Source organism: Streptomyces sp. NPDC101178 (assembly GCF_044767965.1).
Lineage (GTDB): Bacteria > Actinomycetota > Actinomycetes > Streptomycetales > Streptomycetaceae > Streptomyces.
The window spans coordinates 403,987-419,948 of sequence record NZ_JBIWOZ010000001.1; the positions used below are offsets into that span (position 1 = coordinate 403,987).

Here is a 15,962-nt window from a genome sequence, read left to right on the forward strand (position 1 = left end):
GCGGGGGGGGCCCCCGGGGGGGGGGGGGGCGCGGGGGGGGGGGGGGGCCCCCGGGGGGCCGGGGGGGGGGGGGGGGGGGGGGGGGGGGGGGGCCGGCGCCCCCCGGGGGGGGGCGCCCCCCCCCCCCCGCCCGCGTACGGCTCTGCGCCCTGCGAACGCGCCGCGCGTCTACGCCTCGCGCGATCCCGCGTACATCTCGTCGATCAGCCCCTGGTACTCGCGCTCGACGACCGGCCGCTTCAGCTTGAGGCTCGGGGTCAGCTCGCCGTGCTCGACGTCCAGGTCACGCGGCAGGAGGCGGAACTTCTTGATGGTTTGCCAGCGCTGGAGGCCCTCGTTGAGACGCTGTACGTAACCGTCGATCAGCTCGACGGTCTGCGGGGCGGCGACCACCTCCGCGTACTCCTTGCCCTCCAGGCCGTTCTCGGCGGCCCAGTTCAGGATGGTGGGACCGTCGAGGGCGATGAGCGCGGTGCAGAAGTTACGGTCCGCGCCGTGCACCAGGATGTTGGAGACGAACGGGCAGACCGCCTTGAACTGGCCCTCGACCTCGGCCGGGGCGACGTACTTGCCGCCCGACGTCTTGATCAGGTCCTTCTTGCGGTCGGTGATGCGCAGGTAGCCGTCGGCCGACAGCTCGCCGATGTCCCCGGTGTGGAACCAGCCGTCCGACTCCAGGACCTCGTCGGTCTTCTCGGGCAGGTTGTGGTAGCCCTGCATGATGCCGGGGCCGCGCAGCAGGATCTCGCCGTCCTCCGCGATGCGCACCTCGGTGCCGGGGAGCGGCTTGCCGACGGTGCCGGTGCGGTAGGCCTCGCCCGGGTTGACGAAGGAGGCGGCGCTGCTCTCGGTGAGGCCGTAGCCCTCCAGGATGTGGACGCCGGCGCCCGCGAAGAAGAAGCCGATGTCGGGGGCGAGCGCGGCGGAGCCGGAGATGCAGGCGCGCAGCCGTCCGCCGAAGGCGTCACGGATCTTGGAGAAGACCAGCGTGTCGGCGACCTTGTGCTTGGCGCCGAGCGCGAAGGGGACGGACGCCTTGCCGGTACGGCGGTAGTTGTCCTGGGAGACCTTGGCGTACTCGCGGCCCACCCCGGCCGCCCACTGGAAGATCTTGTACTTGGCGCCGCCGCCCGCGCGGGCCTTGGAGGCGACCCCGTTGTAGACCTTCTCGAAGATCCGGGGGACGGCCGCCATGTAGGTCGGCTGGACGACCGGCAGGTTCTCGATGATCTTGTCGATACGGCCGTCGATCGCGGTGACGTGGCCGACCTCGATCTGGCCCGAGGTGAGGACCTTGCCGAAGACGTGGGCGAGCGGCAGCCAGAGGTACTGCACGTCCTCGGCGGTGATCAGCCCGGTCGCCACGGTGGCCTTGGCCATGTACGACCAGTTGTCGTGCGGCAGTCGTACACCCTTGGGACGGCCGGTGGTACCCGAGGTGTAGATGAGGGTGGCGAGCTGGTCGGCGGTGATGGCCGCGACCCGCTCGGTGACCGCGTCGGGCGTCTTGGCGAGCAGCTCGTTGCCGCGCGCCTCCAGGTCGTCGAGGGTGATGATCCAGCCCTCGGGGTCGCCCTCGGCGGGCTTGACGCCGGCCGGGTCGATGACGACGACATGCGCGAGGTCGGGCAGCTCGGTCCGGCGCTCACGGGCCTTGGCCAGCTGCTCGGCGTCCTCCGCGATGAGGATGCGGCTCTCGGAGTCGGCCAGGATGAAGGCGGACTCCTCGGCGTTGGTGGAGGGGTAGACCGTGGTGGTCGCGGCGCCCGCGCACATCACACCGAGGTCGATGAGGATCCACTCGACCCGGGTGGCGGAGGAGAGGGCCACCCGCTCCTCCGGCTGGACGCCGAGCGCGATCAGCCCGGCGGCGATCGCGTAGACCCGCTTCGCGGCCTGCCCCCAGCTCAACGACTTCCAGTCGTCGGGGCCCTCGCCCGAGGCCGACGGGACCGGATAGCGGTACGCCTCCCCGTCCGGGGTCGCCGCCACGCGGTCGATGAAGAGGGCCGCCACGGAGGGCGGCCGGTTATCGATCAAGGTCTGTGTGTCGCTCACGACGTCCTCCGGGCCTGCGGCATTGCTACGACCGGCTTCTTTGATCCTGCGACTACTGCGGCTGAGCGCCGCTGTCCTGTGCTGCTGTCCTGCTGCGCAACCTGCTTGTTCGGCTTGTTTAACTGGTGAGTAACCATCGATGCGTGATCAGAGTAGAGGGCACTCGTCCGCCACGTAAGAGGCAACGAGCCGCCGCTTTCATAACGAAAGGGCCCCCACTCCGCACGTTACTGCGGTGTGAGGGCCCTGGGGCCGACCGTCGCCGGGAGGGCGGGACGGGGGACGGAGACGGGGGGCTCTACTTCTTGCCCTTGCCCTCGCCGGCGGACTCGTCGGTCGACAGGACGGAGATGAAGGCGTCCTGCGGGACCTCCACGTTGCCGACCATCTTCATCCGCTTCTTGCCCTCCTTCTGCTTCTCCAGCAGCTTCCGCTTACGGGAGATGTCACCGCCGTAGCACTTGGCGAGGACGTCCTTGCGGATGGCACGGACGGTCTCACGGGCGATGACCCGGGCGCCGATGGCGGCCTGGATCGGCACCTCGAAGTTCTGCCGGGGGATCAGCTTCTGGAGCTTGGCGACGAGGCGGACGCCGTACGCGTACGCCTTGTCCTTGTGCGTGACCGCGGAGAACGCGTCCACCTTGTCGCCGTGGAGCAGGATGTCGACCTTGACGAGGTGGGCCGACTGCTCGCCGGTGGGCTCGTAGTCGAGGGAGGCGTAACCGCGGGTCTTGGACTTCAGCTGGTCGAAGAAGTCGAAGACGATCTCGGCGAGCGGCAGGGTGTAGCGGATCTCGACGCGGTCCTCGGAGAGGTAGTCCATGCCGAGCAGCGTGCCGCGGCGGCTCTGGCAGAGCTCCATGATGGCGCCGATGAACTCGCTGGGGGCCAGCACCGTGGCGCGGACGACCGGCTCGTGCACCTTGTCGATCTTGCCCTCGGGGAACTCGCTCGGGTTGGTGACGATGTGCTCGGTGCCGTCCTCCATCTCGACCCGGTAGACCACGTTGGGCGCGGTGGCGATCAGGTCGAGGCCGAACTCGCGCTCCAGCCGCTCGCGGACCACGTCCAGGTGGAGCAGGCCGAGGAAGCCGACACGGAAGCCGAAGCCGAGCGCGGCGGAGGTCTCCGGCTCGTAGACGAGGGCGGCGTCGTTGAGCTGGAGCTTGTCCAGCGCCTCGCGCAGGTCCGGATAGTCCGAGCCGTCCAGCGGATACAGCCCCGAGAAGACCATCGGCTTCGGGTCCTTGTAACCGCCCAGCGCCTCGGTCGCCCCGTTCTGCAGGGAGGTGATCGTGTCACCGACCTTGGACTGCCGGACGTCCTTCACACCGGTGATGATGTAGCCGACCTCGCCCACGCCGATGCCGTCGGCCGGGGTCATCTCCGGGGAGGACACCCCGATCTCCAGCAGCTCGTGGGTGGCGCCGGTCGACATCATGCGGATGCGCTCGCGCTTGTTGAGCTGGCCGTCGACGACCCGGACGTAGGTGACGACACCGCGGTACGAGTCGTAGACCGAGTCGAAGATCATCGCGCGGGCGGGGGCGTCCGCGACACCGACCGGGGCCGGGACGTCCCGGACGACCCGGTCGAGCAGCGCTTCCACGCCGACACCGGTTTTGGCCGAGACCTTGAGCACGTCCTCGGGCTGGCAGCCGATGAGGTTGGCCAGCTCCTCGGAGAACTTCTCCGGCTGGGCGGCGGGCAGGTCGATCTTGTTGAGCACCGGGACGATGGTGAGGTCGTTCTCCATCGCCAGGTAGAGGTTGGCCAGCGTCTGGGCCTCGATGCCCTGCGCGGCGTCGACCAGCAGGACCGTGCCCTCGCAGGCCGCGAGCGAACGCGAGACCTCGTAGGTGAAGTCCACGTGGCCCGGGGTGTCGATCATGTTGAGGACGTGGGTCCGCCCCTGGTCGTCGCCCTCGGTGGGCGCCCAGGGCAGCCGGACCGCCTGGGACTTGATGGTGATGCCGCGCTCGCGCTCGATGTCCATCCGGTCGAGGTACTGAGCACGCATCTGCCGCTGGTCGACCACACCGGTCAGCTGGAGCATCCGGTCGGCAAGGGTCGACTTGCCGTGGTCGATGTGCGCGATGATGCAGAAATTGCGGATCAGCGCCGGGTCGGTACGGCTCGGCTCGGGCACGTTGGAAGGAGTCGCGGGCACGCAGGGTCCTGATTCTTGAGACGCCGAACGCCGTGTCTCGGGTCGATGTCGGGTCGGTCGGATCGTCGGTCGGATCGATACGTAGGCTCCATCGTCCCACGCCTGCGGGCCAGCGACCGGTTTGGGCCGGTCGGAGGGTGACTGCTACCGTGGACAGCTGTGCCTCGTGGCTCTCGCGAGCCGCGCGGCGCACTTAGAAGATCCAACGAACCTGAAAAGGCTCTTTCGTGGCGAACATCAAGTCCCAGATCAAGCGGAACAAGACCAACGAGAAGGCGCGCCTGCGCAACAAGGCCGTCAAGTCGTCGCTCAAGACCGCGATCCGCAAGGCCCGCGAGGCCGCCGTTGCCGGTGACGTCGAGAAGGCCACCACGGCCGCTCGCGACGCTTCCCGTCAGCTCGACAAGGCTGTCTCGAAGGGTGTCATCCACAAGAACGCCGCCGCCAACAAGAAGTCGGCGCTGGCGTCCAAGGTTGCCGCCCTTCAGGCCTGAGCTTCTTCCCGAAGCTCACTGATGTGACCGCCGGAACGGACCAGACGGGCCCTCTCTCCCGCCCCTGACCGGCACCCCGCGCCGCACACCGAACCTGCGTTCGCCACGCGGGTGCGACGCACCAAGAGTGTGACCCGGAAGCCCCGCAGCGCCGATCTCCCCAGATCAGCGCTGCGGGGCTTCCGTGCGTTCGTGGACGTATCCAGCCCGTCCGGCGTTTGAGGACGGAACCGGTCAGGGCAGGGCCCCGCTCCCATCGGTGAAGCTGAGGGAACGGCTACCGCCCCGACCTCGCCGCCCGCGCAACAGCGACGACGGCCTTCTCCAGGGCGTACTCAGGGTCATCCCCTCCGCCCTTCACCCCCGCATCCGCCGCGGCCACGGCCCGCAGGGCCAAGGCCACCCCGTCCGGCGTCCACCCCCGCATCTGCTGCCGCACCCGGTCGATCTTCCACGGCGGCATCCCCAGCTCCCTGGCAAGGTCCGCCGGCCGCCCGCCCCGCGCGGACGACAGCTTCCCGATCGCCCGCACCCCCTGCGCCAGCGCACTGGTGATCAGCACCGGCGCGACCCCGGTCGACAACGACCACCGCAGCGCCTCCAGCGCCTCCGCCGCCCGCCCCTCGACCGCCCGGTCGGCGACCGTGAACGACGAGGCCTCCGCCCGTCCGGTGTAGTAGCGCCCGACGACCGCCTCGTCGATCGTCCCCTCGACATCCGCGATCAGCTGCGACACCGCGCTGGCCAGCTCCCGCAGATCGCTGCCGATGGAGTCGACCAGCGCCTGGCAGGCCTCCGGTGTCGCGGACCGCCCGTGGGTCCGGAACTCCGACCGTACGAAGGAGAGCCGCTCGGCCGGCTTGGTGGTCTTCGGGCAGGCGACCTCCCGGGCCCCGGCCTTGCGCGCCGCGTCCAGAAGCCCCTTCCCCTTCGCCCCGCCCGCGTGCAGCAGGACGAGCGTGATCTCCTCGACCGGCGCACCGAGATACGCCTTGACGTCCTTGACCGTGTCGGCCGAGAGGTCCTGCGCGTTGCGCACGATCACGACCTTGCGCTCGGCGAAGAGCGAGGGGCTGGTGAGCTCGGCGAGCGTGCCGGGCTGCAACTGGTCGGACGCCAGATCCCGTACGTCCGTGTCGGCGTCGGCAGCACGGGCGGCCGCCACCACCTGCTGCACCGCACGGTCCAGGAGGAGGTCCTCCTGGCCCACGGCGAGGGTGAGGGGGGCGAGCGGATCGTCGGTGGAATTCTTCCTGGTGGCCATCGCGCTCCAGCATCCCATGGCCCACTGACAGCCCGGATCCCCCGCCGCCCCAGGGTGCGGGGCACAGATATCCGTACCGGAGAATGTCCGGGTGAACGATGAGAGACACGTACTGGTGCTGCCCGACCGCGACGCCGCCGAGGAGGTGGCCGGGGAGCTGGCGGAACGCTTCGGGGTCGCCGAGGAACCCCAGCTCGTACGGGACGCCCTGGCCGGCGAGGACGACGCCGAGGACGCCCAGTGGCTGGTGGTCGTGGAAGACCCGGCCGGACGCCTGGACCCGGCCGCGCTGGACGAGTTCGCCGCGGAGTACGAGGGGTGGCTGGAGAAGCCGTAGCGCCTCGGGTCCGCACGGGGCGAAAGGCCTAGGTCCGGCGGCCGACGCGCCCCGCACCGGACGGCGGTTAGCGTGACGGCCATGAGCACCCCGGAACCTCCCCGCACCCCGGAACAGCGCCTGCGCGACACCCTCGACCGCCTCCGCGAGGACGAGGACGCCTGGGTGGCGACCGCCTCATCGGACGGCACCCCGTGCTTGGTGCCGTTGTCGTTCGTCTGGCACGGGGACGCCCTGGTCATGGCGACGCGCAGAACCAACCCGACGGCGGCCAATGTGACCCCCACCGGCCCGATCAGGGTCACCCTCGGCCCCACCCGTGACGTGGTACTCATCGAAGGAGAGGCGGAGATCGTCGAGGGAACAGCCCTCCCCGCCGCCACCGGCGACGCCTTCGCGGCGAAGCTCACGTGGGACCCGCGCAAGGACTCCCGGTGGGTGTACCTGCGCGTCACCCCGTACACCGTCCGGGCCTGGCGTGAGGTGAACGAGCTGGCGGACCGCGACCTGATGCTCTCCGGCAGCTGGCTGGTCCCGCCCTCCTCCGTCGCCTCCGGCACCGACCGGTCACCCCTCCCTTCCTGAACGTCCCACCGCCCGCAGCTCCTTGCCGGCGCCCGTCACCGCGATGGCGCCATCGGTGTCGGTACGCAGGACCCGCGCCCCGGCGGCCGTGAGCGCTTCGACGGTCCGGGGCGACGGATGGCCGTACGGGTTGTCCGCGCCGCAGGAGATGAGCGCGAGCCTCGGCCGCGCGCCGTCCAGCAGCCCCGCGTCCTGGAAGGCGGACCCGTGGTGGGCCACCTTGAGGACGTCCACCCGGGGCAGCCCGGCGGAGCCGAGCAGCAGACCGCGCTGGGCCGGCGGTTCGAGGTCGCCGAGGAGCAGCAGCGTCAGGCCGCCCGCCGCCCGTACGTACAGGGTCACGCTGGCGTCGTTCGGCCCGCCTGCCCCCTTCACCGCCCCGACTCCCCCGGGCCCGTCGCGCGGCCAGAGGACCCGCCACTCCAGCGGCCCCGCCCGTCGTCGCTCACCGGGTACCGCCCGCACCGTCGCGACCCGGGCGGCGGCCGCCGTACGCCGGACGAACGCGGCCTGCTCGGGCGGCTCGTCCAGGCTCGTCGTCTGGACCGCGCCCACGGCTCTGCCCCGCAGCACCCCGGGCAGCCCCCTCACATGGTCGGCGTGGAAATGCGTGAGGATCACCAGCGGCACCCGGGTGACGCCGAGATCGCGCAGGCAGTGGTCGACCGAGCGGGGGTCGGGTCCGGCGTCGACGACCACCCCCGTACCCTCCCCGGCCGCGAGCACCATCGCATCGCCCTGCCCCACGTCGCACAGCGCGAACGCCCAGCCGGGCGGCGGCCACCCGGTGACGATCCGGGCCAGCGGGACCGGTCGCACCACCACGAGGACCAGGAGGAGCGCGGCGCCCGCGCAGAGCCAGGGGTGGCGCACCAACCGGGGCGCGAGCAGCGCGCCCAGGACCGTGAGGACCGCGAGAAGTCCGGCGCCGACCCAGCCTCCGGGCCACGGCGCCTCGGCCCCGGGAAGGTCCGCCCCCGCGCGGGCCACCCCGGCGATCCATCCGGCCGGCCAACCAGCGACCCAGGCCAGCAGTTCGGCCGCCGGAGGTGCGACCGGCGCGACGGCCAGCGCCGCGAACCCGAACACCGTCGCGGGCGCCACCGCGAACTCCGCCAGCAGATTGCACGGAATCGCCACCAGACTCACCCGCGAGGCCAGCACCACCACCACGGGCGCGCACACCGCCTGCGCCGCGGCCGCCGCCGCCAGCACCTCGGCGAACCGCACCGGCATCCCCCGCCGTTGCAGCGCCGTGCTCCACCGGGGCGCGAGCGTCAGCAGGGCGCCCGTGGCCAGGACCGACAGCAGGAACCCGTAACTCCGGGCCAGCCACGGGTCGTACAGCACCAGGAGCACGACGGCCGCCGCCAGTGCGGGGAGCAGGGACCTGCGGCGGCCGGTCCCGATGGCGAGAAGCGTGATCAGGCCGCAGGCCGCCGCACGCAGGACGCTCGGCTCCGGGCGGCACACGACGATGAACACGAGCGTCAGCCCGCCGCCCAGCAACGCGGTCCCGCGCAGCGAGATACCCAACTTCGGTGCCAGGCCGCGCCTCTCACTGTTCATGGCCGAACCGGGCGGGCCGATGAGGAGGAAGAGCAGGATCGACAGGTTTGCCCCGGAAACAGCTAACAAGTGCGTCAGGTCGGTGGCCTTGAAGGCGTCGTGGAGGTCCGGCGGGACCCTGGAGGTGTCCCCGACCACCAGCCCCGGCAGCAGCGCCCGCGCATCCGCATCGAGGCCGTCCGTCGCCTCCCGCAGCCCGGAGCGCAGCTCGCCGGCCGAGCGCTGGACGGCCGTCGGAGGGCCGGTGATCCGGGGTGGCCCTTCGGTCTCCACCCGCAGGACGGCGGCCAGGCGTTCGCCCTCGTGGGCAGGGGGCGAGAGGCGGCCGCCGACGCGGAGCCGGGTGGACGGGAGCAGCTCCTGCCACCTCGTCCGGTCGTCGCCGGGCGAGACCATGAGGAGCACGGGCGTACGGACTTGGGTGCGGTGGCCGCCGGGTGGGGCCACCTCGGTGATGTCCGCGTTGATCAGGAGCGTGTCCGGGGTGCTGTGGCTGCCCCGTACGCCGGGACGCGTCGGCCGGGGATCCGAGGTGACCCGCACCTCGGCGTCCACCCGTGCGTGCTCCTGCGCCAGCCCGGGAACGGGCCCTCGCCGCACATCGGCACCGTGAAACCCGGCCGTGGCTCCGCCGGCCGCCACACAGAGCAGCACGGCTCCCGCGGCGACGGTCCACTTGCCTCTGCCCGATGCGGCTGCCCGTCTGCCTCCGGCCGCTGCGGCCTGCGGTCCGGATCCTGCCGGTGCGGCGGCCCGCCCGGATCCACAGGACACGGCTGCCCTCCTGCGCGCAGCGGTCCCGGCCACCAGGAGCGCGAGCGCCACCACGGCGCAGACCACCGCCCCTGCCGCCACCCGGCGTCCCGGCAGTCCCAGCGCGAGAGCCGCGGCCGCCCAGACCGCCAGCGCAGGCGGGACGAGCCGGAGGTCCGTCGTCCCCTCCTCCCGCGCACGGGCCGTGCCCTGTACACCGGTCGTGTCCCGGTCGGCGCGGTCGGCGCGGTCGGCCACGGCCGCCGTGGGGCTGTTCACGGCTGTACGAGCGGTCGGAGGTCGGCGAACCGGCGGTCACCGATGCCGCTGACCTGCCGCAGCTCGTCGACGGACCGGAATCCGCCGTTCTCCGTTCGGTGGTCGATGATGTGCTGCGCCAGCACGGGCCCGACCCCCGGCAGGGTTTCGAGCTGCTCCTTGGTCGCCGCGCTCAGGCTCACCAGGGCCGCTGGACCGGCCGCGCCCGGCGCGCCCACCGCCCCGACGGTCGTGCCGAGGGCCGCAGGGGCCTGCGGCAGTCCCACCGCGACCTGCTCGCCGTCCACGAGCACGCGCGCCCGGTTGAGGCCCGAGAGATCGGTCCCGGCGCGCGCACCGCCCGCCGCCCGGAGCGCGTCCGCCACCCTCGAACCGGCCGGAAGGCGCTGGACACCCGGCCGGCGCACCTTGCCGCTGACATCCACCACGATCTCCCCGGCCGGTTCGGGAGGAGGCGTGGGCGGTGCACCGGCAACCGGTCGGGGTACCGCGCCCGCGCCTCCGGCCCGTAACGGATCGTCGATCGCCGCCGCGGCCCCGGCCTCCACCGCCTCGGGGGCACGCACCCCCTGCGGACGTGCGGACCAGAAGTGGAAGGCGGCCAGGCCGACGGCCGCCACCAGCACCAGTGCCAGCGCCGCGATCGTCCGCGGTGCCAGCCCCCACCCGAGCCGCGATCCCAAGGGCACCCGGTCCCACAGCCCGCCCACCACACGCCCGACCCGCGAGGGCGCCTCCGACCGGTCCGGGGCGGCTCCTCCCGGGCGATCGTCGTGCAGCGCATACGCGGCCGGGCTCGGCTCCGGAACCACACCCGGGCCGACCTCCGGAACCACACCCTGGCCGACCTCCGGAACCACTCCCGGGCCGGGCTCCGGAACCGCACCCGTCATCAGCGCGTCCGCCCGACGCCGAGCGGCCGCCGCGGCAAGGGCGGCACGACCTCGCGCGGTCCCCTGCCTGCCGGGGCGCGCGCCGGGCCGAGCACCGGGACGGACCCCGGCCCGCCCACTCGGACGGCTGCCGGGCCCACGCCGCATCGGGCGTCCACCCGCCGCCACCCTCACGGCAGCAGAGGTCGGCGACGGCGACGGGGACGGAGAAGTTGTGGACACGTGGTCGGGCATCGACACCCGAGGAGTTCGAAGGGCCATGCCTCACGACGTTAGGCACAATCGCCCGAACTCGCTGAGCAGCCCCGATTCCTGTGGACAACCGGCCAGTTGTGGATATCTCGGTCACCCGTCCGAGGTTCCCCGCCATCACCTCCGAGGCTTCGGCGCCATCACCTCCCAGGCCCCGCCGCCATCACCGCGACGCGGTCACCGCCCCCGTCACCGACACGAGATCACCGTCACCGCGGCGAGATCACCACACCCAGCAGCCCCGGCCCCGTGTGCGCCCCGATCACCGCGCCCACCTCGCTGACATGGAGCTCGGCCAGCCCCGGCACCCGTTCCCGCAGCCGCTCGGCGAGCCGCTCCGCGCGCTCCGGCGCGGCGAGGTGGTGGACGGCGATGTCAGCCGTCGCCGCACCGGCCCGCTCGGCGACGATCTCCTCCAGGCGGGCGATGGCCTTGGACGCCGTCCGTACCTTCTCCAGCATCTCGATCCGGCCGCCGTCGAGCTGGAGGATCGGCTTCACCGCGAGCGCGGACCCCAGCAGCGCCTGAGCCGTACCGATACGGCCGCCCCGGCGGAGATAGTCCAGCGTGTCGACATAGAAATAAGCGGATGTTCCGGCGGCCCGCTTCTCCGCCGCCGTCACGACCTCGTCCAGGCTGCCGCCCGCCTCCGCGCTCTCCGCAGCCGCGAGGGCGCAGAAGCCGAGGGCCATGGCGACCATGCCCGTGTCCACCACGCGCACCGGGACCGGCGCGTCCTTCGCCGCGAGGAGCGCGGCGTCGTACGTACCCGAGAACTCCGCCGACAGGTGCAGCGAGACCACCGCGTCGGCGCCGCCCTCGGCCGCCGCCCGGTAGGTCTCGGCGAAGACCTCGGGGCTGGGGCGCGAGGTGGTCACGGAGTGGCGTTTCTGCAGGGCCAGGGCGAGCGAGCGGGCCGAGATCTCCGTGCCCTCCTCCAGCGCCTGATCGCCCAGGACGACGGTCAGCGGCACCGCGGTGATGCTGTGCCGTTCCATCGTCCGGTGCGGCAGGTAGGCCGTTGAATCAGTGACGACAGCGACATGGCGGGGCATGAGCCGGAGGTTACCTGCCGAGGTGGGAGTACGGGAGCCCGGCCCCGGCCCCGCGATCATTCGTGGTCACTTCGGAGCGCGTCCAGTCGGAACGCGTTCAGTCGGAACGCGTCCGGTCACCGCGCGACCGTCAGTTGGTCGTCTCCGGCCGGGCCGACTTCTGCCACGGGTACGTCGTCCGCAGGCGCGGGTCCGGAGCGGTGATCGCCTGCGGGGCCTCCTCGCCGGCCGGTCCGCCCCAGGAGTCGTCCGCCGTGCTGCTGCTGCCGCCTCCGGCGGCAGGCTCGGGCCAGTCCACCCCGGTGTCGCGCCTCTGCGGCGCCCCGGCGCCCGGCCCCTGCCCGGACTGCTGCTGCTCCTCCACGCTCCAGTGCCGCAGGGCCCCCGCCTCGATGTCGATCTGCGCGTTGAGCGCGTCCAGGTCGTCGTCGGCGAACTGCCGCGCGCGGTCCCGGGCCGCCCAGCGCAGCGAGTCCGCCGAGTGGGTGATCCGCTCGGTGCGCTCCCTCAGCTGCGGCAGCAGGCCGGCGACCGTCGCCCGGTCGGGCTCGCGCTCCAGCCGCTTCAGCTCCTCGTCGAGCTCCAGGCCGTGGGCGCTCAGCCGCCGGAAGAGGCCCACCGACTCCGCGAGGGAGGAGTCCGCGGCGACTCCGGCGTGCAGGGCGTCCTGGGTGGCCCGCATCGAGGTGCGCAGGGCCAGCCGGAGCTGCGCCAGCTCACCGGCCACACCCGGCTGGCCGAAGCTCTTGGCCCGGAGCGTGGTGTCCTCCACGGTGCGACGGGCCTGCGTGATCGTGCGGTCCACGCCGCGCTTGGCCGCGCCGACGGCCTTCACGGTCATATAGACGCCCAGCGCGATGAACGCGACGAAGAGCAGCGCCAGGATCGTGATCACGGCTTCCATGAATGCCCCTCGGTGTGTCGATGCGGCCCGCCGGTACCGGTTCGCCCTCTCCACCGTAAACGGAACGGGCAGGCCGAGGGTTCCTTCGGAACCCCCAACCTGCCCGTAGGGGATGGCCCTAACTCCGCACGAAATGGGTCACGCGGGGACGATGTTCACCAGCTTCGGCGCCCGCACGATCACCTTGCGGATCCCGGCGCCGCCCAGCGCCGCGACGACCGCCTCATCCGCCAGGGCCAGCGCCTCCAGCTCCGCGTCCGTGATGGAGGGCGAGATCTCCAGGCGGGCCCGGACCTTGCCCTTGATCTGGACGACACAGGTGACGGTCTCGTCCACGACGTACGCCGGGTCGGCCACCGGGAAGTCCTGGTGGACGACCGACTCGGCATGGCCCAGGCGGCGCCACAGCTCCTCAGCGATGTGCGGGGCCAGTGGGGCGACCAGCAGGACCAGCCGCTCGGCCACGGACCGCGACAGCGGGCCGCCCGCCTTCGTCAGGTGGTTGTTCAGCTCGGTGATCTTGGCGATGGCGGTGTTGAACCGCATCCCCTCCAGGTCCTGGCCGACCCCGTCGATGGCCTTGTGCAGGGCCCGCAGGGTCTCCTCGCCGGGCTCCGTGTCGACGACGGTGACCTCACCGGTCTCCTCGTCGACCACGTTGCGCCACAGCCGCTGCAGCAGCCGGTACTGGCCGACCACGGCACGCGTGTCCCAGGGGCGCGACACGTCCAGCGGGCCCATCGCCATCTCGTACAGGCGCAGCGTGTCGGCGCCGTACTCGGCGCAGATCTCGTCCGGCGTGACCGCGTTCTTCAGGGACTTGCCCATCTTGCCCAGGACGCGGCTGACCTTTTCGCCCTCGTAGTAGAAGGCGCCGTCGCGCTCCTCCACCTCGGCGGCCGGAACGGCGATGCCCCGGGCGTCGCGGTAGACGAAGGCCTGGATCATGCCCTGGTTGTACAGCTTGTGGAACGGCTCGGCCGACGAGATGTGGCCCAGGTCGTGCAGCACCTTGGACCAGAACCGCGCGTACAGCAGGTGCAGTACGGCATGCTCGGCGCCGCCGACGTACAGGTCGACGCCGCCCGTGGGCTGGCCCTCGCGCGGGCCCATCCAGTACTGCTCGATCGACGGGTCGACCAGCTGCCGGTCGTTCGTCGGGTCCAGGTAGCGCAGCTCGTACCAGCAGGAACCGGCCCAGTTGGGCATGGTGTTGGTCTCGCGGCGGTACTTGCGCGGACCGGAACCGTCGCCCAGGTCCAGCGTCACGTCGACCCAGTCCGCGTTGCGCGACAGCGGGGTCTCGGGCTGGGCGGAAGCGTCCTCCGGGTCGAAGGTGCGCGGCGAGTAGTCCTCGACCTCCGGCAGCTCCAGCGGCAGCATCGACTCGGGCAGCGGGTGGGCGATGCCCTCCTCGTCGTACACGATCGGGAAGGGCTCGCCCCAGTAGCGCTGGCGGCTGAACAGCCAGTCGCGCAGCCGGAAGTTGACGGTGCCCTCGCCGACGCCGTGCTCCCGCAGCCAGTCGGTGATCCTCGCCTTGGCCTCGACGACGCCCAGGCCGTCCAGCGAGATCTCGTCGTTGGCCGAGTTGACCAGCTTCGCGTCGTACGAGCTGAAGGCGTCGTCCCAGGTGGCGGGGTCGGTGCCGCGGTCGTCGGACGGCTGGACGACACAGCGCATCGGCAGCTCGAAGGCGCGCGCGAAGGCGAAGTCGCGGGCGTCGTGCGCCGGTACGGCCATGATCGCGCCGGTGCCGTACCCCATCAGGACGTAGTCCGCGATGAAGACGGGAACCTTCTCGCCGCTGACCGGGTTGGTCGCGTACGCGCCGGTGAAGACACCGGTCTTGTCCTTGGCCTCGGCCTGCCGCTCGACGTCGGACTTGGCGGCGGCCTGCTTGCGGTACGCGGTGACGGCCTCGGCCGGGCTCGCGTGCCCGCCGGTCCACACGGGGTGGGTGCCCTCGGGCCAGGCGGCCGGGATGATCCGCTCGACCATGTCGTGTTCGGGGGCCAGCACCATGTACGTGGCGCCGAACAGGGTGTCCTGACGGGTGGTGAAAACGGTGATGCCACCGGCGGTGTCGACCGGGAACTCGACCCGGGCGCCCTCGGAGCGGCCGATCCAGTTGCGCTGCTGCAGCTTGATCGCCTCGGGCCAGTCCAGCCCGTCCAGGTCGTTCAGCAGCCGGTCGGCGTAGGCGGTGATGCGCATGTTCCACTGGCGCAGCTTGGCCTTGAAGACGGGGAAGTTGCCGCGCTCGGAGCGGCCGTCGGCGGTGACCTCCTCGTTGGCCAGCACGGTGCCCAGGCCGGGCGACCAGTTGACCGGGGCGTCGGAGGCGTACGCCAGTCGGTACTGGCTCAGCAGGTCGGCGCGCTCGGTGGCGCTCAGCGCGCTCCACTCACGGCCGTCGGGGGTCGCGCGGGTGCCGTTCTCGAACTGCTCGACCAGCTCGGCGATCGGGCGGGCCCGGTCGGCCTCGGTGTCGTACCAGGAGTTGAAGATCTGCAGGAAGATCCACTGCGTCCACTTGTAGTACTCGGCCTCGATCGTCGCGAACGAGCGGCGGTTGTCGTGGCCCAGACCCAGCCGGCGCAGCTGGACCTTCATGTTCTCCATGTTGGCCTCGGTGGAGACCCGCGGGTGCGTGCCGGTCTGGACGGCGTACTGCTCGGCGGGCAGGCCGAACGCGTCGAAGCCCAGCGTGTGCAGCACGTTGTGGCCGGTCATCCGCTGATGACGGGCGTAGACATCGGTGGCGATGTAGCCCAGCGGGTGTCCGACGTGCAGCCCGGCGCCCGAGGGGTACGGGAACATGTCCATGATGAACTTCTTCGGCCTGGCGGCCAGCTCCGGATCGCCCGCCAGCTCCCCGGTGGGGTTCGGCGCCTCGTACGTCCCCTCGGCGTCCCAGAAGTCCTGCCAGCGTGCCTCGATGTCGGCGGCCATCGCCGCCGTGTAGCGGTGCGGCGCGGCCGTCTCGGCTGCGGAATTCGTCTCGCTCATGATCCTCAAAGCTCCATCGATCGTCATCTGCCGGGAAACGAAAAATCCCCTCGCACAGGAGGGGACGCCGCGCTGACTCCGACCAGGCGTTCTCACCGGTCGGGACTGTTCAGCGCGGCTCGCTAAGCAGAAGGCGTACGGCACGCATGGCGTCAGGGTACCGCACGGGCACGGAGGGCTGCGGAGAGCGACCGGTGGGTGGACGCCGCTTGCTGCAGCGCCTGGAAGCGGCCCCGTGGTGCCCGGAGAACGGCCCTCCTAGGGGGCGAAACAAAGAGGTTACTCGGCGTACCGACTTCTATCGGGGCAACCGAGCAAAGCTCGTACCGGTTGG

The 15,962-nt window shown here is 71.8% G+C and carries 11 protein-coding genes; 3 read left to right on the forward strand and 8 right to left on the reverse strand.

Features of this window, described 5'->3' with window-relative positions:
• Nucleotides 1-168: 168 nt before the first annotated feature.
• Both ACIRR8_RS01825 and lepA read right to left on the reverse strand, forming a co-directional pair.
• Nucleotides 169-2,058 carry an AMP-dependent synthetase/ligase gene (locus tag ACIRR8_RS01825; protein ID WP_404057866.1) on the reverse strand — a complete coding sequence of 630 codons (1,890 nt, stop codon included), beginning with the start codon at nt 2,056-2,058 and terminating at the stop codon, nt 169-171.
• Nucleotides 2,059-2,356: 298 nt separating this feature from the next.
• Nucleotides 2,357-4,231, reverse strand: a complete 1,875-nt coding sequence (gene lepA, locus ACIRR8_RS01830; protein WP_404057868.1) for a translation elongation factor 4 — start codon at nt 4,229-4,231, stop codon at nt 2,357-2,359.
• A 227-nt stretch (nt 4,232-4,458) separates the two neighbouring features.
• Here lepA and rpsT point away from each other — a divergent pair, with 227 nt between their 5' ends.
• Complete coding sequence (rpsT, locus tag ACIRR8_RS01835; RefSeq protein ID WP_363199484.1) at nt 4,459-4,725, forward strand: 30S ribosomal protein S20; 267 nt, start codon at nt 4,459-4,461, stop codon at nt 4,723-4,725.
• Nucleotides 4,726-5,002: 277 nt separating this feature from the next.
• Here rpsT and holA read toward each other — a convergent pair whose 3' ends face one another.
• Nucleotides 5,003-5,989 (reverse strand): DNA polymerase III subunit delta, encoded by a 987-nt coding sequence (gene holA / locus ACIRR8_RS01840; protein ID WP_404057870.1) that lies wholly within the window; start codon nt 5,987-5,989, stop codon nt 5,003-5,005.
• A 91-nt stretch (nt 5,990-6,080) separates the two neighbouring features.
• On the opposite strand from holA, the gene ACIRR8_RS01845 reads away from it, so the two are divergent.
• On the forward strand, nt 6,081-6,326 hold the full coding sequence (locus ACIRR8_RS01845) for a hypothetical protein (protein ID WP_404057872.1): 246 nt from the start codon (nt 6,081-6,083) through the stop codon (nt 6,324-6,326).
• An 81-nt stretch (nt 6,327-6,407) separates the two neighbouring features.
• The gene (locus ACIRR8_RS01850; protein ID WP_404057874.1) at nt 6,408-6,911 is read left to right on the forward strand and encodes a pyridoxamine 5'-phosphate oxidase family protein; all 504 of its coding nucleotides are present in this window, start codon (nt 6,408-6,410) and stop codon (nt 6,909-6,911) included.
• Here the strand turns inward: ACIRR8_RS01850 and ACIRR8_RS01855 are convergent.
• The 5 genes from ACIRR8_RS01855 to leuS form a co-directional block, all read right to left on the reverse strand.
• A complete protein-coding gene (locus ACIRR8_RS01855) occupies nt 6,894-9,491 on the reverse strand; it encodes a ComEC/Rec2 family competence protein (RefSeq protein ID WP_404058687.1) in 2,598 nt (865 codons plus the stop codon). The two genes, ACIRR8_RS01850 and ACIRR8_RS01855, sit on opposite strands and share 18 nt — an antisense overlap.
• Nucleotides 9,492-9,508: 17 nt before the next feature.
• Complete coding sequence (locus tag ACIRR8_RS01860; RefSeq protein WP_404057876.1) at nt 9,509-10,405, reverse strand: ComEA family DNA-binding protein; 897 nt, start codon at nt 10,403-10,405, stop codon at nt 9,509-9,511.
• A gap of 461 nt (nt 10,406-10,866) precedes the next feature.
• Nucleotides 10,867-11,712: a DegV family protein gene (locus ACIRR8_RS01865; protein WP_404057878.1), complete on the reverse strand. Its 846-nt coding sequence runs from the start codon at nt 11,710-11,712 to the stop codon at nt 10,867-10,869.
• Between the two features lie 130 nt (nt 11,713-11,842).
• Complete coding sequence (locus tag ACIRR8_RS01870; RefSeq protein ID WP_404057880.1) at nt 11,843-12,616, reverse strand: hypothetical protein; 774 nt, start codon at nt 12,614-12,616, stop codon at nt 11,843-11,845.
• 138 nt (nt 12,617-12,754) lie between these two features.
• Entirely contained in the window at nt 12,755-15,628 is a 2,874-nt protein-coding gene (gene leuS / locus ACIRR8_RS01875; RefSeq protein ID WP_404057882.1) for a leucine--tRNA ligase, read from the reverse strand.
• Nucleotides 15,629-15,962: the final 334 nt, after the last annotated feature.